Annotated in this window: 18 protein-coding genes and 1 riboswitch; of the genes, 6 read left to right on the forward strand and 12 right to left on the reverse strand. The window is 72.5% G+C overall.

The features are described 5' to 3' along the window. The first annotated feature begins 151 nt into the window (after positions 1-151). Positions 152-922, forward strand: a complete 771-nt coding sequence (locus EDC03_RS12005) for a hypothetical protein (protein WP_123380490.1) — start codon at positions 152-154, stop codon at positions 920-922. A gap of 95 nt (positions 923-1,017) precedes the next feature. Here the strand turns inward: EDC03_RS12005 and EDC03_RS12010 are convergent, their stop codons facing one another. Both EDC03_RS12010 and EDC03_RS12015 read right to left on the reverse strand, forming a co-directional pair. Beyond that, positions 1,018-1,893, reverse strand: coding sequence for an endonuclease domain-containing protein (locus tag EDC03_RS12010; RefSeq protein WP_158674283.1), 876 nt, complete (start codon positions 1,891-1,893; stop codon positions 1,018-1,020). A gap of 175 nt (positions 1,894-2,068) precedes the next feature. Continuing rightward, positions 2,069-5,047 carry an Ig-like domain-containing protein gene (locus tag EDC03_RS12015; protein WP_123380492.1) on the reverse strand — a complete coding sequence of 993 codons (2,979 nt, stop codon included), beginning with the start codon at positions 5,045-5,047 and terminating at the stop codon, positions 2,069-2,071. A 260-nt stretch (positions 5,048-5,307) separates the two neighbouring features. Here EDC03_RS12015 and EDC03_RS12020 point away from each other — a divergent pair, with 260 nt between their 5' ends. From EDC03_RS12020 to EDC03_RS12035, 4 genes are all read left to right on the forward strand, one after another. Continuing rightward, positions 5,308-6,012, forward strand: coding sequence for a FadR/GntR family transcriptional regulator (locus EDC03_RS12020; protein WP_123380493.1), 705 nt, complete (start codon positions 5,308-5,310; stop codon positions 6,010-6,012). A gap of 87 nt (positions 6,013-6,099) precedes the next feature. Further along, the gene (locus EDC03_RS12025) at positions 6,100-7,515 is read left to right on the forward strand and encodes a four-carbon acid sugar kinase family protein (RefSeq protein WP_123380494.1); all 1,416 of its coding nucleotides are present in this window, start codon (positions 6,100-6,102) and stop codon (positions 7,513-7,515) included. A gap of 93 nt (positions 7,516-7,608) precedes the next feature. Then, the gene (locus EDC03_RS12030; RefSeq protein ID WP_123380495.1) at positions 7,609-8,541 is read left to right on the forward strand and encodes an NAD(P)-dependent oxidoreductase; all 933 of its coding nucleotides are present in this window, start codon (positions 7,609-7,611) and stop codon (positions 8,539-8,541) included. A 97-nt stretch (positions 8,542-8,638) separates the two neighbouring features. Continuing rightward, positions 8,639-10,135, forward strand: coding sequence for a GntP family transporter (locus tag EDC03_RS12035; RefSeq protein WP_123380496.1), 1,497 nt, complete (start codon positions 8,639-8,641; stop codon positions 10,133-10,135). Positions 10,136-10,165: 30 nt separating this feature from the next. Here EDC03_RS12035 and EDC03_RS12040 read toward each other — a convergent pair whose 3' ends face one another. The 4 genes from EDC03_RS12040 to EDC03_RS18590 form a co-directional block, all read right to left on the reverse strand. Further along, the gene (locus EDC03_RS12040) at positions 10,166-11,713 is read right to left on the reverse strand and encodes an amidohydrolase (protein WP_123380497.1); all 1,548 of its coding nucleotides are present in this window, start codon (positions 11,711-11,713) and stop codon (positions 10,166-10,168) included. Between the two features lie 144 nt (positions 11,714-11,857). Beyond that, entirely contained in the window at positions 11,858-12,607 is a 750-nt protein-coding gene (locus tag EDC03_RS12045; RefSeq protein ID WP_123380498.1) for a GntR family transcriptional regulator, read from the reverse strand. A 70-nt stretch (positions 12,608-12,677) separates the two neighbouring features. Then, positions 12,678-13,367: a DUF4232 domain-containing protein gene (locus tag EDC03_RS12050; protein ID WP_123380499.1), complete on the reverse strand. Its 690-nt coding sequence runs from the start codon at positions 13,365-13,367 to the stop codon at positions 12,678-12,680. Between the two features lie 101 nt (positions 13,368-13,468). Then, a complete protein-coding gene (locus EDC03_RS18590) occupies positions 13,469-13,780 on the reverse strand; it encodes a hypothetical protein (RefSeq protein ID WP_199720208.1) in 312 nt (103 codons plus the stop codon). 190 nt (positions 13,781-13,970) lie between these two features. On the opposite strand from EDC03_RS18590, the gene EDC03_RS12060 reads away from it, so the two are divergent. After that, a complete protein-coding gene (locus tag EDC03_RS12060; protein ID WP_199720209.1) occupies positions 13,971-14,594 on the forward strand; it encodes a hypothetical protein in 624 nt (207 codons plus the stop codon). 76 nt (positions 14,595-14,670) lie between these two features. Here EDC03_RS12060 and EDC03_RS12065 read toward each other — a convergent pair whose 3' ends face one another. The 6 genes from EDC03_RS12065 to EDC03_RS12090 all read right to left on the reverse strand — a co-directional run bounded on the left by EDC03_RS12065 (position 14,671) and on the right by EDC03_RS12090 (position 21,329). After that, positions 14,671-15,366 carry an HNH endonuclease family protein gene (locus tag EDC03_RS12065; RefSeq protein WP_241967167.1) on the reverse strand — a complete coding sequence of 232 codons (696 nt, stop codon included), beginning with the start codon at positions 15,364-15,366 and terminating at the stop codon, positions 14,671-14,673. A gap of 302 nt (positions 15,367-15,668) precedes the next feature. After that, complete coding sequence (locus tag EDC03_RS17385; RefSeq protein WP_148058076.1) at positions 15,669-16,652, reverse strand: hypothetical protein; 984 nt, start codon at positions 16,650-16,652, stop codon at positions 15,669-15,671. 92 nt (positions 16,653-16,744) lie between these two features. Then, positions 16,745-17,716, reverse strand: coding sequence for a nucleotidyltransferase family protein (locus EDC03_RS12075; protein WP_123380502.1), 972 nt, complete (start codon positions 17,714-17,716; stop codon positions 16,745-16,747). After that, entirely contained in the window at positions 17,713-18,717 is a 1,005-nt protein-coding gene (locus EDC03_RS12080; RefSeq protein WP_158674284.1) for a DUF262 domain-containing protein, read from the reverse strand. Before EDC03_RS12080 ends, EDC03_RS12075 begins: the two co-directional genes overlap by 4 nt. Positions 18,718-18,783: 66 nt before the next feature. Further along, positions 18,784-19,926 carry a hypothetical protein gene (locus EDC03_RS17390; RefSeq protein WP_148058077.1) on the reverse strand — a complete coding sequence of 381 codons (1,143 nt, stop codon included), beginning with the start codon at positions 19,924-19,926 and terminating at the stop codon, positions 18,784-18,786. Beyond that, entirely contained in the window at positions 19,923-21,329 is a 1,407-nt protein-coding gene (locus EDC03_RS12090) for a DNA cytosine methyltransferase (RefSeq protein WP_123380505.1), read from the reverse strand. Before EDC03_RS12090 ends, EDC03_RS17390 begins: the two co-directional genes overlap by 4 nt. Positions 21,330-22,120: 791 nt before the next feature. After that, positions 22,121-22,227, forward strand: a riboswitch (TPP riboswitch). Positions 22,228-22,252: the final 25 nt, after the last annotated feature.

Below are 22,252 nucleotides of genomic sequence, written 5' to 3' on the forward strand. Positions count from 1 at the left end.
GGTCGGCCCGCCCGCGGCGCGAGCGCGCCCGTCGCCGCGAGCTGCTCGGCGGCACCACCATGGGCGCGTGACCCGCCGACGTCGTCCCGCCCCCCGTCGCGCGGCGACGCGCCGCCCTGTCCCCGCCGCGCCCGCTCCCGACGCGCCGCCCGTGGTCGCGCCCGCCGCGGACGACGACGACGCCCCGCTCGCCCCGCTGCTGGCGGCCGCGCTCGTCGTCGGGGTCGGACGGGCGCGCACCGGGCTCGACGCGGAGCTGGAGGTCAGCGGGCTCCTCGGGCCCGTCGCCGTCGCGGCGGCCGCGCACCGGGACCTGCTCGCGGCGCTGGAGGGGGTCGACGACGAGGAGGCCGGGCGGACGCGGGACCGGGGCGACGCCCCGCCGGACGAGCGCACCACGACGCTCGACGTCGTCGAGGTGCTCGGCGCCTCGGCGCACCCCGACGCGCTGGCCGCCCTGCGGGTGCTGGCCGCCGTCGGGCTGCCGGACGTGCGCGACGCCGCGGCCGACGCGGCCGACCGGCTCTCCGCGTCGGGCCTCGCCGACCGGCCGTGGGCCCGGACGGTGGGGGCGCCGCCGGCGCAGGGCGCGTGGGCGTGGTCGGACGACGAGACGGGCCTCGACAGCCTCGCCGTCCTCTACGCCGAGCGCGGCCGTGAGCACGTGCTCCTCGTCGTCACCCGCGACGGCGCCGTCGCCGACCTCGGCCTCGTGAGCGACCGCCGCCGGCTCGACGACGTCCTCACGAGCCTGCGGACGGCGTCGCCCGGCACCCCGGACACCGTGCGGGTCCCCGTCGAGGAGGTGCCGGAGCGCCTCGACCGCGCCCTGGCCCTCCCGCTGGCGGCCTCGGACGAGACGGTCGAGGACGTGACGGCGCTCTGGCCGCTGGTGCGCGCCCGCGCGCGGGCGGTGGGCTGACGTCGAGTCCGACGACAGCGCCCGAGTCCGACGTCGCGCACGCCGGTCGCGCCCTGCGCGGTGCGGGGCGTCGGACCCGGGACGCGACGTCGGACTCACGCGCCGACGAGGAGCCCCCCGAGGAGCCGCAGCAGCTCCTCGGGCGCGGCGAGCACCCGCGCGTCGACCTGCAGGACCGTCCACCCGAGCGCGCGGAGCCGGTTGTGGCGGGCCAGGTCGCGGCTGTGCTGCCGGGCGTCCCGGTGGTGCGCGCCGTCGTACTCGACCGCGACGCGCAGTGCCGGCCAGGCGAGGTCGAGCCGCGCGACGAAGCGGCCCTCGGTGTCGTACACCTCGTGCTGCGGCACCGGCGGCGGCAGCCCCGCGTCGAGGAGCAGGAGCCGGAGCGCCGTCTCGCGCGGTGACTCCGCCCGCGGGTCGAGCAGAGCCAGCCGTCGACGGGCCTGACCCAGCCCTCGGGCGCCGCGCTGGCGTGCCAGCTGCGCCGCGACGTCGTCGACGCCCAGCCCGAGGCGGTGCGCCAGCGCCTCTGCGACGCAGAGCGCGCGCGGCATGGGGAGCGACCGGAGGAGGTCGACGACCGTGCGGGTCGGCGACGTCGCGGCGCCCCACCGCGTGGCGACGACGTCCGCCGGCGGGAGGTCGGCCTGCTGGACGACGAGCAGGGGCGGTCGGGACCGGGGCGCCGGTCGTGGGCACAGGACGAGCACCGGCTCGTCCGGCCGCGCCTCGGGGACGCCGTGCACCCACGCCGCCGACAGACCGCCGAGCACGGCGTCGCCGCGCAGGGCCCTCAGCGCGGCCGTCGCACGGACGCGGTGGTCGTCCGACGTCCCGGCGTTGACGTGGACGCCGCGCACGACGCTGCGGAACGCGGGGCCCGCCACCTGCCGGCGGCTCACGTGGGCGAGCAGCTCACCGGTCCTCAGCGGCACCCCGACGAGGTGCTGCGGCAGCGGCGGGCGGGGCACCGGTGCACTCTGGCGGCCTCGCGCCGCGCCCGCTGACGGCCTGTGGACGACGGCCCGGCCACCCCAGCTGCGCCGAGTCCGACGTCCGGCCTCGAGTCCGACGCCGGGCACGCCGGACGACCTGCGGGCGGTGCGGGACGTCGGACTCGGGGCGCGACGTCGGACTCGAGGCGCCTCAGGCGGTGACCGTGATCGTCTGCGTGGCCGACGTCGCGGCGGTCAGCTGGGTGCTGCCGCCGTAGACCACCGTCAGCGAGCGCTTCCCCGCCGGGAGGGTGCTCGGGACGGTGAGGGTGGCGGCGCCGTCGGCGAGCGTCGTCCGGGCGAGCACCGCGGAGCCGGAGCGCAGCTCGACCGTCCCGGTCGGCGTCCCCGCCGGGGAGGCGACGACGACGGACACCGTCGCGGTCTCGGAGGTGCGCTTCGTCGTCGTGCTGAGGGTCGCGGTGACCGTCGGGCGGGCCGGCGCGACGACGAGCTGCGCCGTCGCGGAGCCGCCCTCGGTCGAGCCGCCGCCGTCGTGCGTCACGACGAGCGGGCCGGAGCCGGCGGGCTGGCGCGGCAGCGTGACGCTCGCCGTCCCGCGGGACAGCGTGCCCGTGCCGAGGACGACGTCGCCGCGGCTGACCGTCACCCCGCCGGTCGAGGGTCCCAGCGTGCTCGACACCCTGACGGTGACCACGGGCTGCTGCGCGGTCGTCGCCTTCGCCACCGCGGCGGTCACCCGCGAGCGCGGCAGCGACGTCACCTCGAGGCGGACCGCGGCGGACTCGGAGGCCAGGGCCCGGGTCTCGCCGCCGTACGCGACGACGAGGTCGTGGAAGCCGACGGGCAGGCGCGGCAGCGTCACCGTCGCGCGGCCGCTCACCAGCGTGGCGGTGGCGAGCGACGTCGAGCCCTCCCGCACCGTGACGGTGCCCGCGGGCGTCACCCCGCCCGGCGCGGTGACGGTGACGGCCACGCGGCCGTTCTCCGTCGTCGCGACGTCGGCGGCCGGCAACGAGGCGACGACCTTCGAGGCGGCGGGCGCCACGGTGACCGTGGCCGTCGTCGTCGAGGCAGCCGTCGTCGGGCCGGTCGACGGCGTCGCCGGCGCGAAGGTGACCGTGAGGTCGTGCCGCCCGCCGACGAGGACGGGCAACCGCGGGGCGGCGGACCCGCCGGACAGCGTCGCCGTCGCGAGCTTCCGCGTCCCCTCCGCGACCGTCACGGTCCCGGCCGGCACGAGGGAGCGGCCGGTCGCGGCGACCTCCACCGGCAGCGTGACGACGGCGCCGGCGGCGACCGCGCCCGACGGCGAGGTGGCGGTCGTCGTCGTCGGCGCGACGACGGGGACGGCGAGGTCCTTGCTGCTCGTGACGAAGGCGTCGTCGTCCGGCGCGTAGGTGAGGCGGACGGTGGCACGGCCCAGCACCGTCGGCGTCCAGACGACGGCGAAGGTGCCGTCGGCACGGACCGGGCCGGACGCGGTCGCGCCCGCCGGGGACGTCGCCGTCACCGTGCCCGTCGGGACCCGGCCAGGGGTGCCGGTGACCTTGCCCGTCAGCGTGACGGCCCGGTCGACGGGCGCGGACGCGACCGCGGTGGGCGCGACCGTCGTCGTGAAGGGGCCCGTGGCCCAGTGCGTCGCACCCGCCGGGGCGACCGAGACGGACGCGACGACGGCGCCGTCCCGCCCGAGCCGGGTGCGCACCTGGACCCCGCCGCCGGCGGAGACGAAGGTCGTCCCGGGGGCGACGACGACGTCCGGGTCGCGCCCGCCGCTGGTCGGGGTCGCGTCGAGGACGAGGGACTTGGCGCCCGTCCCGGCCTTGAGGACGCGCAGGCCGAAGGTCTGGCCGCTGCGGCCCGCCCAGCCGTAGGTGTCCCGGCCGCTGCTCTGCCGGTTCTCGAGGTAGTAGGTGACCTTGCTCCGGGGGTCGACGACGGTGGCCGAGCGGACGCCGGCGTAGGCGGACAGCGGCGCGAGGGTCACCGACGTGACGCCGGCCTTCGTCACCGCGACGCGGTCGTCCGCGGCCAGCAGGCCGAGGCGGCCGAGCGCGTAGGCCGAGGCGTTGCCGGCGGCGGCCGGGGTCGAGGTGGAGGACATGACGTCGGCGAGGTCCCCGTAGGGCTGCTCGGTGCAGCTCGTCGCGTCCTGCGCCGTGCCGCAGACGCCGCGGTCGGCGTGCAGGAGCGACATGTTGTGTCCCCACTCGTGCGCCAGCGCCGGCCAGCTCGTGTCGGACACGTAGCTGTAGCCGCCGGACGACGGGCCGCCGCCGATGGTCCCCAGGCCGTACGCGCAGCCGGGGCCCGAGGGCAGGAAGAGGACGAGGTACCGGTCGGCGCCCTGCGTGAAGCCGGCCCGCTGGGCCGCCTCGGTCCACAGGTCGAAGGGCTTGTCGCAGCCGATCGAGCTGGCGTAGCGGACGGTCGCGCCCTCCTGGGCGTACGTCATCGACCCGCCGCTCTGGTCGGCCCAGAAGTCGCTGCCGGCGCCGATGATCCGCGCCACCTCGGCATCGGTGTACCGGCTGTCGGTCCGGCCCTGGTGCGTGACGACGACGGCCGTCACCTTCTTCGGCGCACCGGTCGCGGCGACGCGACGGGGTTCGCTCGCGGCGACGACGCGCGCCTCGGAGGGCTGGTCGGCCGTCGCGAGGGCGACGGCGGCCGCCCCGGCGAGGTCGGAGCGCACGGGCGCGGGGGCGCCCGCCGCGTCCTCGAGCGCCTGCGGCAGGACGACGACGCGCTCGGTGGCGGCGCTGCCGTCCGCGGCGGCGGGGGCGCCGACGTCCGGCACGTCGACGCGGCGGCCGGTCTCGACGGCGTCGACGACGGCGTCCGGGACGGGCACCTCGACGGTGACGCGGCTGCCCGCGGTGGTGCCCTCGACGTCGTGCGCGTCGACGGGGACGACGAGGCCGCCCGTCAGCCGGACGGCGGCGAGGAGGTCGTCGGCGTGCTCGTCGTGCGCGGCGTCGGCGACGTCGTCGTGGTGCGCGCGGTGCGCGTCGGCCGCGAGCAGCAGCTCCCCGGCGAGGAGCGCGGTCGGCTCCAAGGGCGCGGCGGAGGCCGGCAGCGGCAGCAGGGCGGCGGCCACGACGGTGGCGGCGAGCGCAGGGCCCACGACGGCACGGGCACGGGACCCGGCAGGGCGACGCGGCATGGGGATGCTCCTCGGTGACGAGTGGTCACCGTCCGGTGACGACGGAGCATCGAGCGGTAAGGCCGAGTCGCTGACGGGGCGCGACGCCCGGCCACCCGTCCGGCCCGCGCGTCACCCGCGTGCCGCGGCGGTCGGGGGAGGCGACCGATCCGGGCGGCCACCCGGACGGGCCAGGGGGCCGTCCTAGGGTGGCGCGGACCACCACTCCCCCCGGTGCAGCCGAGACACCCGGCCACCGGGCGCGACCCGAGGACGGACCCATGGCACGCCAGTCGCTCGTGGCGGCCACCGTCGAGCGCTTCTCCGACGACGTGCTCGAGGGCCGCTTCCCGCCCGGGACGCAGCTGCCGCCCGAGGCCGACCTCGCCGAGCGCTACGGCGTCAGCAGGCTCACCGCCCGCGAGGCCATCAAGCTGCTGCAGGCGCAGGGCGTCGTCCGGGGCGTCCCCGGCCGGCGGAGCGAGGTGGCGCCCGTCGCGCAGTGGACGGGCCTGGAGATGCTCGTGCGCAGCGTGTCCCGCGCGGACGACGCCGGGCCGGTCGCCCTCCAGCTCGTCGCCGTGCGCCGCATGATCGAGACCGGCGCCGCCGCGCTGGCCGCCGAGCACCGCACCGACGACGACCTCGCCGCCCTCGAGAGGCACCTCGGCGGCATGCGCGACGCCCACACGGCGGCGGACGTCGACGCCTTCGTCCGCGCGGACATCGCCTTCCACGACGTCGTCCTCCGCGCCGGGGGCAACGTCTTCCTCGCCGTCGTCATGGAGCCGCTGGGCCGGGTCCTGCAGCACGCACGCCGCGACACCTCGAGCCACGAGCCGGTGCAGCGGCACGCCATCGCCGAGCACGGGCACGTCCTCGACGCCGTCCGCGCCCGCGACGCCGAGCGGGCCCGGGACGCGATGGCCTCCCACATGGACCAGACGGAGGCCGACCTGCGGCACTTCGTCCTGCGCCAGACCTGACCGCTCCGCGTGAGGCGTCTCACGTCGTCTTGACGACAGGCGGGTCGTTGCGCTCAGATATCTGATATCTGACGACGAGGAGGAGCGATGACGCTCGACGACGTCCTGACCGCCGCCGGCCCCGAGGCCGACGTCACCACCGCGCAGGTGGCCGAGGCCGTGCGCGCCGCCGGCACCACGCTCGTGGTGCTCGACGACGACCCCACCGGCACGCAGTCGGTCGCCGACCTGCCCGTCCTCACCCGCTGGGAGTCCGGCGATCTCGCGTGGGCGCTTGGCCGGGGCGCCGCGCTCTACGTCCTCACCAACTCCCGCAGCCTCGACGCCGCGGCGACGGAGCAGCGCACCCGCGAGGTCGTCCGCGCGGCCCTCGCGGTGGCCGCCGAGCGCGGCGAGCGCGTGACCTTCCTGTCCCGCAGCGACTCCACGCTCCGCGGGCACTTCCCGCTCGAGACCGACGTCGTCGCCGAGGAGCTCGCCGCGGCGGGCCACGCCCGGCCCGACCTCGTCCTCCTCGTCCCGGCCTTCCCCGACGCCGGTCGCGTCACCGCCGGCGGGACGCACTGGACCCGCGAGGCCGGCGCGATGGTGCCCGTCGGGGAGTCGGAGTTCGCCCGCGACGCGACGTTCGGCTACCGCAGCTCGCACCTGCCCGCGTGGGTGGAGGAGAAGACGGACGGCCGCGTCGCCGCGGAGGACGTCGTCGTGCTGGACCTCGCCACCGTCCGCCGCGGGCCGGACGCCGTCCTCGACCTGCTCCGCGCGGCGCCCACCGGCGCCGTCGTCTCCGTCGACGCCGCCACGCAGGGCGACCTCCAGGTGACGGCGCTCGCCTGCCTCCGCCTCGAGGGCGAGGGCCGCACGCTGCTCTACCGCACGGGCCCCGCCTTCGTCCGCGCCCGGGTCGGCCAGGACGCCCCCGCCGTCGTCGAGCACGTCGACGTCGCCGACCGCAGCGGCGCAGGCGGTCTCGTCGTCGTCGGCTCCCACACCGGCCTCACCACCCGCCAGCGCGACCGGCTCGTCGCCGAGCGGCCGGCCACCGAGGTCGTCGAGCTCTCCGTGCCCGTCCTCGTCGACGACGCCCGCCGCGCGGCGCACCTCGACGAGGCCGTCGCCCGCGTGGTCGACGTCCTCGCCCGCGGCGACGCCCTCCTGCAGACCAGCCGCGACCTCGTCACCGCGGACGACGCCGACGCGAGCCTCGCGCTCTCCCGGTCGGTCTCGTCCGCCGTGGTCGAGGTGGTCGCCCGCGTGCTGGCCGAGCGACCGCCGCGCTTCGTCGTCGCCAAGGGCGGCATCACGTCGCACGACGTCGCCGTCCGTGGGCTCGGCATCAGCCGCGCCACCGTCGTCGGCCCGATGCTGCCCGGCCTCGTGTCGCTCTGGCAGCCCGCCGACGGGCCCGCCACCGGCGTCCCCTACGTCGTCTTCCCCGGCAACGTCGGCGACGACGACGGCCTCGCCCGCGTCGTCACGCGCCTGGCGGGCGCCGCCGGCTGACGCCGGTCCCCCGACCGCACCACCGGGCCGTGTCCCCCCGCCGGCCCGGTGGTGCGCCCCACCTCTTCTCCCCCACCGTCGCCGAGGAGCGCCATGACCACCCCTACCACCGACCAGGGCTCCGCCCCCGAGGTCGTCCGCAGCGTCGCCGTCCTCGGGCTCGGCGCCATGGGCCTGCCGATGGCCACGCGCCTGTCGACCGGGCTCGAGGTCCGCGGCTTCGACATCGCCGCCGAGCGCCTCGAGCTCGCGGGCGCCCAGGGCGTGACGCCGTGCGCCAGCGCGGCGGAGGCCGTCGACGGCGCCGACGCCCTCCTGCTCGCCGTGCGCGACGGCGCCCAGCTCGACGACGTCCTCTTCGGCGAGCGCGGCGTCGCCGCCGGTCTCAAGGAGGGCGCCGTCGTCGTCCTCACGAGCACCGTGGGCACGACGGCGCTCGTGCCCGTCGTCGAGCGGCTGGAGGCACAGGGCGTGGACGTCGTCGACGCCCCCCTGTCCGGCGGCCCCGCGCGCGCCGGTGCCGGGGACCTCCTCGTCGTCGTCGGCGCCACGCCCACCGCCCGCGCCAAGGCGCAGCCGGTGCTGGACCTCCTGGCGAGCACGCTGACCGTCGTCGGCGACCGCCCCGGCGACGGCCAGGCGCTCAAGACGGTCAACCAGCTGCTGTGCGGCGTCCACATCGCCGCGGCCGGCGAGGCGCTGGCCCTCGCCGACGCGCTCGGCCTCGACCTCGAGCGCACCCTCGACGCCCTCATGGCCGGCGCCGCCGCGAGCTTCATGCTCGGCGACCGCGGCCGCCGGATGCTCGAGGCGCACACCGAGCAGGGCGCCGAGGTCAAGAGCCGCCTCGACATCTTCGTCAAGGACATGGGCATCGTCGGCGACGCCGCCCGCGCCGCCCACCTCGCCGCCCCCGTCGCGGCCGCCGCCGAGCAGCTGTTCCTCCTCGGCGCCACGCAGGGCCTCGCGACGAGCGACGACTCCGCCGTCGTCAAGGTCGTCCGCCCGGAGCGCACGACGTCCTGACCCGCCCGCGGCGGGGCGTGACGCCCCGCCCGCCGCAGCACCTCCCCGCACCACCTCCCCCGCCAGAGCCCCACGTCACCGTCGACGGAGCCTCCCCATGCCCGAGTGGTCCCTCCCCCTCATCGGGGCAGCCGGCATCGCCCTGCTGCTCGTCCTCGTCATCCGCTTCAAGGTGCAGGCCTTCGCGGCCCTGCTCGTCACCGCGCTCGTCGTCGGCCTCGTCGCCGGCCTGCCGCTCGCCACCGTCCCGGCCGAGGGCGACACGCCAGCGCAGCTCGGCGTCGTCGACGCGATCATCGCGGGGATGGGCGGGACCCTCGGGTCCGTCGCCATCCTCGTGGCGCTCGGCGCGATGATCGGCAAGATCATCGAGCTGTCCGGCGGCGCCGAGTCGCTCGCCGGCCGCTTCGCGCACCTGCTCGGCCCGCGCCGGGTGGCCGGGGCGCTGACTGCCGCGGCCGGCGTCCTCGCCATCCCCGTCTTCTTCGACGTCGGCTTCATCATCCTCGTGCCGATCATCTACGGCTTCTGCAAGGCGACCGGCGTCTCGCCCGTGCGCTACGGCCTGCCCGTGGCGGGCCTCATGCTCGCGGTCCACGTCGCCGTCCCCCCGCACCCGGGCGTCGTCGGCGGGGCCGCGGTCCTGGGCGCGGACGTCGGCTGGCTGACCGTCCTCGGCCTCGTGATCTGCGCGCCCGTCGGCGTCGTCGCGCACCTGCTGTCCAAGCGGATCAACCGCGCCGACATGGAGATGCTCCCGGCCACCCGCGAGCAGTTCGAGTCCTTCGGCTCCGCGGGCGGCACGACGACGGCCGCCGTCGGCGGGGGCACCACCGCCGTCGCCGAGCGCACCGCGACCGGCGGGACCGGCGAGGCCGGCGGGTCGGCGTCGGGCGGCCTGGCCCCCGGCGAGCGCGCACCCGGCGCCGGCACCGTCCTGACGATCGTGCTCGTGCCGCTGCTGCTCATCATGCTCGGCACCGTCGGCGCCACCGTGCTGCCCGAGGGCAGCACGCTCCGCGGCGTCGCGGGACTCGTCGGCGCGCCCGTCGTCGCACTGCTCGTCGCCCTCGCGCTGGCCGGCGTCCTCCTCGGCATCCGCCGCGGCTGGGGCGCCGAGCGGCTCGGCGAGGTCATGGAGAGCTCGCTGCCGCCCGCGGCCGTCGTCATCCTCGTCACCGGCGCGGGCGGCGCCTTCGCCCGCGTCCTCACCGAGAGCGGGGTCGGGACGTCGCTGTCGGACCTGCTGACGTCGCTCGGCCTGCCGCTGCTCGTCGCGGCGTACCTCATCTCGCTGACGCTGAGGGCGGCGCAGGGCTCGGCGACCGTCGCGATCATCACGGCCGCCGGCCTCACCGCCGGCGCGGTCACGCAGGCGGACCTCGGCGTCCTCCACACGGCGCTGCTGACGCTGGCGATCTGCTTCGGCGCCCTCGGCCTCAGCCACGTCAACGACTCGGGCTTCTGGGTCGTGACGCGCTACCTCGGCATGTCGGTCGCGGACGGCCTGCGCCGCTGGACGGTCCTCACGACGGTGCTGAGCCTCGTCGGCTTCGCGATCGTCGGCCTGCTGTGGGTGGTCGTCCCGGGCTGACTCCGCTCGCCCCGTCGCGGCGCCGTCCTCTCACCCGAGGGCGGCGCCGCGGTGCGTCCAGCGACCGCCGACGAGCGTGCCGAGCACCTCGGGACGGCGCAGGGCGTCGGCGCCGTCGCGGGCGAGGACGGCGGCGGGGTCCTCGGCGAGGAGGACGAGGTCGGCGACGTCGCCGACCTCGACGGCGGAGCGGCCGCCGCTGCACGCCCGCAGCGCTTGGCGGAGGTCGAGGTGCTGCTCGGGGTGCCAGGCGCCGCGGTCGTCGGCGGAGCGGTGGACGGCGCTGGCGACGGCGTCCCACGGGTCGAGGGGGGCGACGGGCGCGTCGGAGCCGAGGACGACGTCCGCGCCCGCCGCGACCAGTGCGCGGTAGGGGAAGGCGCGGTCGGTGGCGCCGGCCCAGTGGTGGTCGGCGAGGTCGCGGTCGTCGACGGCGTGCCGCGGCTGGACGCTCGCCGTCACCCCGAGCGCGGCGAATCGGGGCAGGTCCGCGGGCAGCACCTGCTGGGCGTGCTCGACGCGGCCGCCGCAGCCCGCGGCCTCGAAGCCGTCGAGCGCGGTGCGGACGCCGGCGTCGCCGATGGCGTGGACGGCGGCCTCGAGCCCGCCGGCGGTGGCGCGACGGAGCCAGCCCTCGAGCTCGGCGGCGGGCAGCCGCAGCATCCCGTGGTCGCCGCCGGGGTAGGCGTGGGTGCAGTAGGCCGTGCGGGTGCCGAGCGAGCCGTCGACGAAAAGCTTGAGCGGGCCGACGCGGACGCGGTCGCGCGCCGTCGGGTCGACGATGCCGGGCAGCGGGTCGCCGCTGCGGAGGCCCGCCGCGAGCGTCGAGTCGAGGTGCTCGGGCCAGACGCCCGCGCGGACGCGCACCGACGGGCCGGGGACGCCGAGCCCGCCGGGGTGGTGGACGTCGGCGCGACGGGCCCAGTCGGCGAGCGGCGCGAGCTCGAGGTCGACGACGGACGTGACGCCCCGCGCAGCCGCCGCGGCGGTGGCCTCGAGGACCCACTCGTCGTTCGTCGCGGCGTCGACGGCACCCGCCCGGGCGAGGAGGTCCATGGCCTCGTCCTCGACGACGACGCCGTCCGGCGCCGTGACGCCGAAGCGCACCGCCGCGGCGGTGCTCACCCAGAGGGTGTGGAGGTCCTGGCTGACGACGACGACCGCGCGTCCCGGCATCGCGGCGTCGAGGTCGTGGCGGTGGGGCGGGCGGGACCAGAGGCCGTCGCGGAAGCCGCGGCCGAGGAGGACGTCGGCGCCGTCGTCCTTCGTGCTCAGCGTGCGGGCGACCTCCTCGGGGCTGCCGGCCGCCGACACGTCGATCCGCCGGCGGGTGGCCGCCCACTGCGCGAGGTGGACGTGCTCGTCGTGGAGGCCGGGGAGGAGGACGGCGCCGTCGGCGTCGACGGTCTCCGGGCGGTGAGTCCGCGCGACGTCGTCGGGCAGGTGGTCGGCGACGGCGGCGACGCGGCCGTCCCTGAGGAGCACGTCGCGCAGGCGTCGGGGGTCGGGCGTGCCCGCCAGCCGGGCCCGCCGCAGGAGCACCGCCGTCGGCGTCGTGTCGTCCACCACGGCGGGCATCGTGCCCTGCGCGGCGGCCCCCTCCTCGTCTTCGCTGCCGAAGTCGTCCGATGGGTGTCTCCTAGGCCCACTTCGCTGCCGAAGTCGACGCACACGCGCCGTCTCCGCCCACATCGCTGCCGAAGTGAGCGGGGGTTCGGCGTCCTAGGGGCGGCTGTCCTCCGCGGACGGCGTCGGTCGGCTGATGTCGACGAGGATCCGGTAGCGGTCGCCGCGGTAGACGGAGCGCACGAACTCGACGACGCGGCCCGTCGTCACGCGCGTGGTGCGCTCGAAGAGGAAGGCCGGGACGCCCTCGTCGACGTCGAGCGCAGCGGCCTCGCTCTTGCGGACGAGGACGGGCTCGATGGTCTGCGAGCCGCGGGCGATGGTGAGGCCGTACCGGTCCTCGAGGAGTTCGTAGAAGGAGCGGCCGGCGAGCTCGTCGCCGGTGAGGCCGGGGACGAGGTCGGCGGGGACGTGCAGGTCCTCGATGGCCATGGGGAGGTCGTCGGCGAGCCGGAGCCGGACGACGTGGAGGACGCTCGCGGTCGGCTCGACGCCGAGGCACGCCCCGACGGCGACGCCCGCCGGCCCGCGCCCCGCCCTGAGCGTGCGGGCGCTGGGGCGAAGGCCGCGGGCGCGCATGTCCTCGGAGAAAGAGCTGGCGTGCAGCCGCTGCGCGACCTTGGGCGGCGCGACGAAGGTGCCCGCGCCCTGGCGGCGGACGAGGCGCCCCTCGGCGACGAGGTGGTCGACGGCCTTGCGGAGCGTCATCCGCGCGACGCCGAGCTCGGCCGAGAGCTGCCGCTCGGTGGGCAGGGCGGCGCCGTACGGGAGGTGGTCGAGGCGCGCGGCGAGCTCCTCGCGGACCACGAGGTGCTTCGGCCGGGCCGGCGACGCCGTCGGCTGCATGCCCCATTGGTACAACACTCACGCAAGGCGGGCCGCTGGTGTCCACCCCGCGGCGCTCACACGAGGCCCGTCAGCCGCCGGGCGTCCCCGCCTGCACGGGCCCGACCGTCAACAGCGTGACGTCGTCGGACGCGCACGCCTCGACGTCCGCCGCGGCGAAGGCCGCCGCCGTCTCGCCGGGCGGATAGACGCGGAAGCCGCGGGCCGTCGTCGGCTCGCACTCGTCGGCGTCGTAGTTGCCGGCCGCGGAGACCTGGAGCAGCGCATACGCCTCGGCGCCGGGGGCGAGCTCCACTGTCGCAGCGGTCGCGCTCTTGTCGCGCACGGCCGCGGCGCCGACCTGCTCGCCGTCGTCGCCGGTGACGGTGGAGACGCCCGGATAGACCTCGAGCGCGCAGGCCGCCGAGCCGGTGTTCGTGAAGGAGACGACCTCGCAGGTGGAGCCGGCCGCGCCGCCGCCCTCGGCGGGGGCGACCGCGACGTCGAGCTGGTCGGTGGTGCAGGCGCCCTCGGTGGCGTCGGCCGGCGCCGAGGTGGTGGGGGCACCGGTCGACGCCGCCGACGCGCTTCTCGTCGCGGTAGGGGACGGCGACGGACCAGGTGACGTCGAGGCCTCCGCCGTGGGGGCCGTCGAGGTGGCGCCCGCACTGGCGTCCGGCGCGTCGCCGGCACCGGCGTCGGAGCAAGCACTGAGGAGGAGAGGTGCCGCGAGGAGCAGCACGGTGGCAGCACTCCGCATCGTCGACATGACGATCACCATAAAAGTGTCCTTAGGCAACCGCCCGTCGGTGGCTCAGTCGCTCCGGGGAGCCGGAGCCGCGGCGCTGGACGGTGGCGCGCCGCGCTCTCGCCATGCGTCCTTCACTGCACGGGCTGCCTCGTCCATCTCCTCGTGCTCCCAGAAGCGCAAGGCCAGCCACCCCAGCGCACGCAGGTGCTCGTCGGTCGAGGCGTCACGACGACGATTCGTCGCCAGCTTTCGGCCCACCACTCGACGTTCAACATCGGCGTGGTCGCGTGGACGGGGCACCCGCGCCAGAAGCAGTCATCGACGAAGACCGCGATGCGGGCCCTGGTCAGCAGGAGGTCGGCCCTTCGACGCGGCATCCCCGGCAGCGGGCTGTCGACCCGGTACCGGAGGCCTCGGGCGTGGACGGCGCGGCGCAGAGACATCTCGGGGGCGGTGTCGCGGCGACGCTAATTCCTCATGCGTCCAGCAACGTCCGTCGTTGACGGGGGAGGTGCGTGCATCCCGGCATGGTGGGGCGACTGTCGAACCGGCTCCAACGCCTATGGATGAGCCGTAGTGCGTCCGCACCGTGGAAGACGCGCACAAGCTCGCCATCGGGTCCAAGCTGTCACCGTGGCAACCCCGTACAAGAGGCTCGTGCGCTCGACCCTGACCGCCGCCGAGCAACGCGAGATGATCGACGTCGACGTCAGAGCCGCGGATCTCGCGCGCTTCCTCGATGACGAGAGCGATGCCATCGACGCAGCGCACATCTTCAACGCCGGCAGCATGTCGATCCAGAACATTGTCGGAGAGCTGTTGCGAGTCCTCATGGGCTTCCGTGAGGAGGTGGTCATCACTCCGGAGGACGGCCTGGTGACTAAGGCCCGACCCGACTTCTACCACTCCCTGGGACCGGGGCGCGGCATTCTCGCTGAGGTAGAGAGGGGAGGAACAGTCAACAACAATCACGACCTGAAGGATGTCTGGAAGGCGCACATTGCGCCGGACGCACACCACCTCTTCCTCATCGTCCCGCAGCAGAACATCGCCGGGAACGGTAAGGGGCGGGAACGGCCCTTCATGCGAGTGTCCACCCGGGTGAGCGCCTTCTTCGGCGACACTCGGCGGGAAGTCGACATCTTGAGCGCCCACATCTTCGGATACGGCGAGCTCGTCGACGCCGGAGCGTCGGCGCCTACTGCTTCCGGACCAACGCCTGCAGCGCTGCGCGCTCAACCCGCGGGTGAAGCCTGACGCTCCCAGTGCTGGTCCAGGAAGGCCGACCTCGTCGCGGCCGGTAGTGAGTGCGGACCAAGGGCGCGGCCGCCCATCAGCCGGGCGTCGCCGTCTCGTCAGCGACGGGCACAGGCTCGTCTGGGCATTCGCCGAGGACACGGGCCATCGCGGCCCGCTCGGCCGCGGTGACCCACGCGCCATAGGTGGCCTTCACCGCGACCTGCCGGGCGACGTATGCGCACCAGACGGTGCGGTCGGGGGGGAGCCAGGTAGCGGCGTCGCTGTCCCCCTTGGCCTCGTTGGTGGGGCCGTCGACGGCGAGGAGGTTGAGCGGGTCGTTGGCGAAGGCCTCGCGGGTCTCGGCGTCCCACTCCCGGGCGCCCTTCTGCCACGCGTCGGAGAGCGCGACGACGTGGTCGATCTGCACCTCGGGGCTCGTCTCCGGGCCGCGGACGAAGTCGACGACCACGCCGGAGTAGGGGTCGTCCAGCACGCCGGCCCAGACGAGGCAGCCGTTGCGGCGGTCGACGTCGACGTCGTCGAGGTCACGCCGCAGGACGTCGTTGCGGGTGTCGCAGCCGTTCCCGTCGACGTCGGCCCAGGCCCCGCCGAAGAGCTCGCGGTCGTAGCCAGCGCGCGGGGCGCGGTCGCGGACCTCAAGTGAGGAAAGGACGTCGAGGGCCGTGCCGGTGGCTGCTCGGCGGCTGGTCGCCTCGGGCTCGAGCAGGCCGCATCCCGTCACCAGCGCGAGGAGGACGACCAGCGTAGGGACGAGGCGGGCCGCGGGCACGGGATCACTCTCCCGCCCGGGCGGCATGCGCGCCGTGTCGCGGCGGTCGAGGTGAGTGCAGGTGGACGTACTCATACACCGGCAGCACGATCGAGATTCCCCGCGGCGCCGACAAGAGCGGCCCCGTCCAGGTCGACCACGTCCTGGCCCGCTCGGACGCCTTGCAATGCGGCGCACATCTGTGGGACGCCGCTACGCGGAAGGCCTTCGCCAACGACCCCGAGGAGAGCCCAAACTCACCCTGCAGAAGAGCCATCGAAGCAGTTACTTGCAATAGGCCCAGCGAGAGAAAATTGCCGGACTTACTCCCGACTCATGTAATACGTCATACAGGCACTACACATCTCCGCCTCATCTAAGGCGCCCTCCTCAAGAGCACCGCAAGCGGAGCATTGAGCGAGGCCGTGAGCACTGGCTGAGAACCCGCAAGAAAAGCACACCCAGTTGATGTCCCGACGCCCAACAACAATGACACCGCCCACGAGAGCCTGCGCCATACAGTGGATGCAATCATGAACGGGCCACTCGCCACCGTGCTTATAGGTCCGATACTTGTCCTCGCCCAGGGACGCACTGGCATACTCTTCGGCACCCGTTTCTCCGTCGGTAGCCAAGTACAAGCAGAAGTGGCAACGCACCATCGCCCCCGCAATAGCCAGCGCGTCCTGGTCGCACCGAGGACACGCCACCACCAGATCTAGCGCGGCGAGCGTCTCCACCAGCGCCTTGGTACGCGCCTCGACAAAGCTCCGTATCTCTCCCAGCTTGGTTGAGATGCCGTCCAAAAGGCCATCTATAGCCGCGCTTTCCTCGGGCAGAGCCCCAGGCCTCAAGTGTTTATCGAGAAACCAGAGCAGAAACTCGAGTCCACGCGCGAGCGTTGCCGCGACCGCTTCGGGAGGCTCACCCCCGAGCGCAAAGTGCGCAGTCCTGTTGCGCAACTTCTCGACGGCTTGAACGTCCTCGACGTGGTGCTGGGCCAGCTTTAGGTTGGACACGAGATTCAATCGCTTGAGTCCCTGAACCGCACCTACGCTACGCAGACGACCGCTTTTGAAGTCTTCGAAGTCTGCCTTGTCCGCGTCGGCCACTGTCAGCGTCCAATGCTCGCGCGCCAGCCGACTCTTGACCAGTATCTCGATACTGGCAAAGAGATGCAGGGCCGCATATTTTTGCCGGTTGAGCCTTTCTCCAGCCATGTCCTCTACAGCACTAGCTGCAAAGTCGAGCCCGTTCTCGATGGCGGCTGTTGAGGCAATAAGCTCGTGACTATTTAACGTACCCATAAGCCTCGTCCCTTGCCGGCCGGTCCTACAGGTAAGCCGCCCGGGCCACGATCCAACAGGAAGCAACTGGGGAGCCGAAGCTCTCAACTACACTAAGGGTTGACCTGGACCTCCTGAGGATAATCACCGAACGGCGGGTGGACGCGAACCATGGTGGGCGTCACTAGCACACGACGGCTACCGCCCTTCAGTGCGGCAATTACAGTTTCACTGCCCGCCATACGGTCTACGGCGACGACCACAGCCTGACCGGGACCAATCTGTGGCGCCTCGGCGATCACTGACCGAAAGTCGTCGTGCTGCACGTAGTCGCTCACGGCCTCGACGGTCAACGCACACGCCCGGAGCAAGGCCAACGCCGTGCTCGAAAATCGAACCACATCCGCTGGGCGATCAGCGCCCCTCCAAAGGCTTAGCCACGCCGCACACTCCAAGGCTTCGAGATCCGCTCCCCCAGGTGGCGGTCCGACATCTTGCATCTTTCCAGCCGATGGTAGATCGGCGAGCACGGAATCAAGCATCTCCAGTGCCGCTCGAGTCTGTCCGACCGCTCGACGAACCCCCCAAGGTTGAGCTAAAGCCTCGGGGCCTCCCTTATAGAGTTGGTCGTGTGTGGCACGCCACCATGCATATTGCAGTCCTGTGCGAACCTGAACTTCGAAGTCTCGATCGATCACTTCGGCAACCACAGACCGTGGCGGGATTCTCGACCCCAGACGCACTCTGAGGTGGATGTCATCGTACTTGAAGGCTTCCGGCGAGAGGGTCCTCGGCGGCTTTATTTCTCCATCAAAGCGTTCGAGCACAACACCGACCGCCGCATTCAGGTGCTCGCGTGTAGGAACTACCACTTGAGTCGCCCATAGGTCAGGCATACTCTTCAATGGCTCACCACCCGCCTCAAGCTTAGACAACGCGCTTTCAGGCGATTTGATACGTTGGTCGAACAACCAGCCGTTCTCCTCGCACAGAATACGGAGTCTCGGTTCGGCCGTCGTCTTAAGCACGTCGATAACGGCCAGAGCCTCTTCATAAGCCGCTAGCACATCATCGGGCACTCTCATGCGACCGACGCCGATGCAGGAGCCTCAGCCGTCTCCCCCAACAGAACGTCCCGGAGAATCTCCGCTCGCAAAAGCCGCGAGGCCTCCTTGTTCGAACCTTGGCGCACGGCGTCGTAATACTCGCGAACCATCGACGTATTATCGAATCGATTAATGGCAGACTCGAAGTCGTTAAGCCGTTCCGCCGCCTCCTGAGCAGAAGGGAGATCGTCGGACGGCACGAGCAGGACTGCCGCCCACAAACCATATAGGTCGGACAGATTCTTCCATCGCGAGTATCGCCACTGCAGAGGAAGAGACTCAAGGAAGGACAGTGTCCGCACGTATGCGCGATCATGCTCCTGCTCGTCAGGAATCTCGGCGTCGTAGTCGGCGTAGGCATCGTCCATCACGTAGCCACTACCGTCTTGGACGCCCTTCATAGTCAAGAGGTAGAGATCAGACACAAACTCCACGTCGAGCATGCGTTGCACTCGCGCCCTCGTTGCGACAGTGATGTCCTCCCAAAATGGAGCTGCCGCCAGTTCGGTCATCTTGGAAATGAACGCTCCCTCGTACTGAGCCTTCCGCAACTCTTGGCGATTAAGTTTCGCCACGTTTCGGTTCAGCCGGTCGAAGGCCACCTTCAGCTCGGCATCTTCCGCACGGTCGATATTCTCGACACTGAGCACGTAATCAGCGAAAGCGTCTTGTTCCTCTTGCCTAAGGTCCTCGTAATACGGGTCGCTCAAACCGGCGTCGTCGAAGTAGGCGGCGAGGTGAAATTCGCCCTTACTGAAGCGAATAAGGGCTTCCAGTCGCTGCTTGCCGTCAATAACGTGGTAGACAGTAGGCGCTCCCGCTCGCGTCTCGACTTGTAAGAAGATTGCCGGAGACGGGTAGTCGCGGAGAACCGTGTCAATATAAAATCGGCGATAATCATCATTCCAGACACTACGCCTTTGATAAGCGGGGTCTAAGTCTAGTTGCCCACTTGCGGCGATCTCGAGAAACCACTGCACAGTCTGAGTGTTGGGGCGCCTACGCATGCGTCTTCCTCCTACGTGGTTAAGTCGACGCGCGCCAAGCTACGCCGTCGCCAGCGAGCCTAGCCAGCTTCCCAGCGCCTGCACCCGCTTCTCGGAAATCCGCCGAGAAGCTCTCGCCTGACCACCCTCAGTCTTCGCGTTAGAGCCTCGATCTGAGTACGCAGCAAGCACCCCTTGCGGATTGACGTGAACGACGTCCGTGAAAAGGGGGGCATTCTGCCGGCGCATATCGCAAGCTGCGGCCAGGCGGGCAGGGTCGAACTCATTAGTGACAAGAACGTAGCTGAAGTCTTTGCCAGCGTCCTCCAACTCGGCGTAGTCGCTAAAGTCGCTGGCGAACTGCTCCTCTCGGTCGCTACGCACGCTCCACTTGCAGGACACGAGGGTGCGGTAGCCGCTGACACGGTGAACGAGGGCGAGGTCGACCTGACGCTTCTTACTCCCGGCCCGCGGCGGGCGAAAGCCGGGCAGGTCATGCAGGGAGGGACGTACGTAGATGTCATGGACGTCGGGGACGCCGGTCACGCGGCGCAGAAGCGCAGCAATTGCATCCTCGAAACCTTCGCCGACGAGATTCTTTCGCTTATTTTCCTGACCAACGTGAGCTTGAATGCGCTCGGTGAGGTTCCGCATGACCTCAGCCGGCGGCGGCGTGACGAGGTAGGGGTCGAGGACAGCGGTGACAATTTCCTCGAGCTCAGGGTCCTCCCCAGGCTCGGGCATCCCGCGTCCGAGGTAAATGGAACGCTGCTTTCGTGCGCTCTCTGCAAGTCGCGCACGACGATTGGCTGCAGCGGCGGCGAGGTCGGCGCTGGCGCGACGGAAGAGGACATCAATGTGCTCGCCGAGGTCGCGAGGGTCTACGTCGAGAGATGCGCTCACCCAGTCGTGAAACGCGAGGCTGCGGGCGTACCAGGGTCGACCGGCTTGGCTCTTGTCGCTCTCGTAACAGTGCGCTAGGCCAGTGGTGCGGTCGAGCCAGAGCAACAGTCGGTAGGTGTGCTTCCAGGCGTTTCCCGGTTCAACGGTGCCGTAAGGGGCGAAGTACTCCTCTAGTAGGCGAGCGCGGTTGTCCTGGCCGAAGGCGCGATCGACCGCGACCGGCGCCACTGCGGGAGGAGGGCTGTCCCCTTCAGGCGCTGGGTTGCTAATGCCGTCAAGCTCGAAGGGCTGGTCGCTCATGAACGCAGGGTGGCGTCGCGGCGAGCCCGGGCGGCCAGGACGGTCTCGCGTAGAACCGTCGCCGCAGCGGCGGCGAGCAGCGGGGGTACGGCGTTGCCGGCCTGGCGGTAACGGGAGTGGGCGGCGCCACCGTCGATGCGCCCGGTCAACGGGCCGCGGCGGGCGTCAGTTGTGAAAGTGAAAGAGTCAGGGAAGGACTGCAGGCGGGCGAACTCGCGCACGCTGAGGCAGCGGGCGCTCGACCAGTGGTATGCCGAGTCGCCCTTGGTGTTGAGGGTCCAAGCCCACATCTCCGGGTGCAGGCGGCGGTATGCGTAGTAGTGCGCCCGGCCGAGTCGGCCGCTGCCGTTGCTGGGTCCCCACTTCGCGCCGGTGAGGTACCGGGCTTGCAGCTGCTCGCTGAGGTCGCGGTGGTTACCGCCTGCAGGGATGCCCGCTAGCCGCAGTGCAGTATCGGCTTGCATGCGGGGGACGCTGACGTTGCCCAGCTCGTCACGGTGCCCGTCACGCATCATCCGTTGGTAGGCCGACGTCGGATCCGGCAGCTCGCTAGTGCTAAGGGTCTCCGCACGGCGCCCGGTCTGCAGGGCTGTGAGATCACCGAGGGCCTGCTCGACCGACACCACGGACGGGTCGAACGGGTCGGCAAGCGCGAGGGCGACCCGCTCTCCGCGGGCGTCGGGCCGGGCGGTGGGCACATAGCCGGGGATCGGCGCGTCCGCGGACACCGTCGTGCCGCCGACGGCGGCGCTGTGGTCGGCGAAGCGGACGAGCTGCACGGCCCCGGTGGCGCCGGTGCCGACCAGGGTCGGCGGCTCAGCGCTCAGGGCGGTGCGGACACCGAGGAATAGTAGCCGCTTGCGGGTCTGTGGAACACCGAAATCGGCGGCGTCGACGAGCTGGGGCACGACGGTGTACTCACCGTCCAGGCTCAGGTCGGTCATAACCTGCTCCTTGACGCCCATCTGCGCCATGCCGGGGACGTTCTCCATCATGAAGGCGTCCGGCAGGGCAGCTCCGACCGCAGAGACGAACTCTCGATAGAGAGAATTTCGTGGGTCATCGATTAGTCGGGTGTGATTGCGGACCTGGGAGAAGGCCTGGCAGGGCGGGCCTCCAACAAGGACGTCAGCACCGGCGGCGGCCTCGTCGAGCTGCTCACGCAGCTCAGCGTCGCGGACGTCGCCGCACAGGGCGACGGCATCGGGGAAGTTGGCCGCGTAGGTGGCGATCGCGTCGGGGTCGTGGTCGCTGCCGGCGGTCACCTGGTAGCCGGCGCGGCGAAAGCCTTCCGACAAGCCACCAGCGCCGCAGAACAGGTCGACCACGGTGAGCGCGCCGCCGTCCGCGTCGGAGCCGACCGGGACGACGTGGTCGCCGAGGACGTTGACGACCGTGCTCATCGGGCAGTCCGGTCCTGGTGCGATAGGCCGGCGCGGATGAGCGTCTCGGCGGTAGCCGTCAGCGACTGGTCCCGGCGGTCGGCCTCGGCCTGCAAGCGGTCGGCGAGGTCGACCGGCATCCGCACGAGGACCGCCCGCCGCTCCCCTAGCCAGTGCTTGCGTCGCGCCCGGGCATGGGGCGCCAGAGTCGCAGGGGCGGGTTCGGTCGTCATAGGCAACTTGTATCAGCATCGACCGGGGTGGCCCGTGACCGGGGCTGCGACGCGCTGAGCCCGCACCCCCTCCACCACTCAACTCGTCGACTAATCAGCTCGCCGGTCAAGCGCTATGGCGTCATAGGCCTCGAAATGCTCATCAAAGACACTACCGCGCTCGAAGGCGGCGTGGCCGTCGTCGCGGGCCTAAGCACGGACGGCGCCGAGGTCGCCCGCTTCACCGTCCAGGGTGCCCGGCTGGTGTTGAGATGGTCGGCCGAGCCAGAGCTGCTGCGACGTCCGACCTTGAAGGGTGCCCGTTCGGCGACTAAGGAGCCTTCGGCGAAGGCGCTGTTGCTGTTGCTTGGCCGCGCCGGGCATGGGCGCTTGCCCGTGCGCATCGGCAGCCCGAGGTCGGGGGCGTCCCTCAAGCAGCGAAGCCCGCGGCGATCAGCAGCGACGCAGCTCCGACGGGCCCTACGGGTCAGGCCCACCGATCGTCGGTAGGCACGGCCTCGCGCCATGGACGGGTGATGCTGCTCGCCCAGGCCGGCGATGCCCCAGCGACCGACCGCACCCTGACGCGGGGCTACGGTGACCGCACCCCCGGGGAGCGCAGCAGCGCTGAGAGTGCGGATGGTCCGCAGACCCGTCAGACCTGATCCGGTTCGCACCGGCGTAGGGAGCTGGGCACGCGACGTCGTGCGGGTCGGCGACCCGTCGGCCCCG

Origin of the sequence: Pseudokineococcus lusitanus, from assembly GCF_003751265.1 — a bacterium.
Classification (GTDB): domain Bacteria; phylum Actinomycetota; class Actinomycetes; order Actinomycetales; family Quadrisphaeraceae; genus Pseudokineococcus; species Pseudokineococcus lusitanus.

Bases quoted from the DNA above. Each gene is read 5' to 3' on its own strand.
- EDC03_RS12015 (WP_123380492.1), bottom strand. From the start codon at position 5,047: ATGCCGCGTCGCCCTGCCGGGTCCCGTGCCCGTGCCGTCGTGGGCCCT.
- EDC03_RS12020 (WP_123380493.1), top strand. From the start codon at position 5,308: ATGGCACGCCAGTCGCTCGTGGCGGCCACCGTCGAGCGCTTCTCCGAC.
- EDC03_RS12025 (WP_123380494.1), top strand. From the start codon at position 6,100: ATGACGCTCGACGACGTCCTGACCGCCGCCGGCCCCGAGGCCGACGTC.
- EDC03_RS12030 (WP_123380495.1), top strand. From the start codon at position 7,609: ATGACCACCCCTACCACCGACCAGGGCTCCGCCCCCGAGGTCGTCCGC.
- EDC03_RS12035 (WP_123380496.1), top strand. From the start codon at position 8,639: ATGCCCGAGTGGTCCCTCCCCCTCATCGGGGCAGCCGGCATCGCCCTG.
- EDC03_RS12040 (WP_123380497.1), bottom strand. From the start codon at position 11,713: ATGCCCGCCGTGGTGGACGACACGACGCCGACGGCGGTGCTCCTGCGG.
- EDC03_RS12045 (WP_123380498.1), bottom strand. From the start codon at position 12,607: ATGCAGCCGACGGCGTCGCCGGCCCGGCCGAAGCACCTCGTGGTCCGC.
- EDC03_RS12050 (WP_123380499.1), bottom strand. From the start codon at position 13,367: ATGGTGATCGTCATGTCGACGATGCGGAGTGCTGCCACCGTGCTGCTC.
- EDC03_RS18590 (WP_199720208.1), bottom strand. From the start codon at position 13,780: ATGTCTCTGCGCCGCGCCGTCCACGCCCGAGGCCTCCGGTACCGGGTC.
- EDC03_RS17385 (WP_148058076.1), bottom strand. From the start codon at position 16,652: ATGGGTACGTTAAATAGTCACGAGCTTATTGCCTCAACAGCCGCCATC.
- EDC03_RS12075 (WP_123380502.1), bottom strand. From the start codon at position 17,716: ATGAGAGTGCCCGATGATGTGCTAGCGGCTTATGAAGAGGCTCTGGCC.
- EDC03_RS17390 (WP_148058077.1), bottom strand. From the start codon at position 19,926: ATGAGCGACCAGCCCTTCGAGCTTGACGGCATTAGCAACCCAGCGCCT.
- EDC03_RS12090 (WP_123380505.1), bottom strand. From the start codon at position 21,329: ATGAGCACGGTCGTCAACGTCCTCGGCGACCACGTCGTCCCGGTCGGC.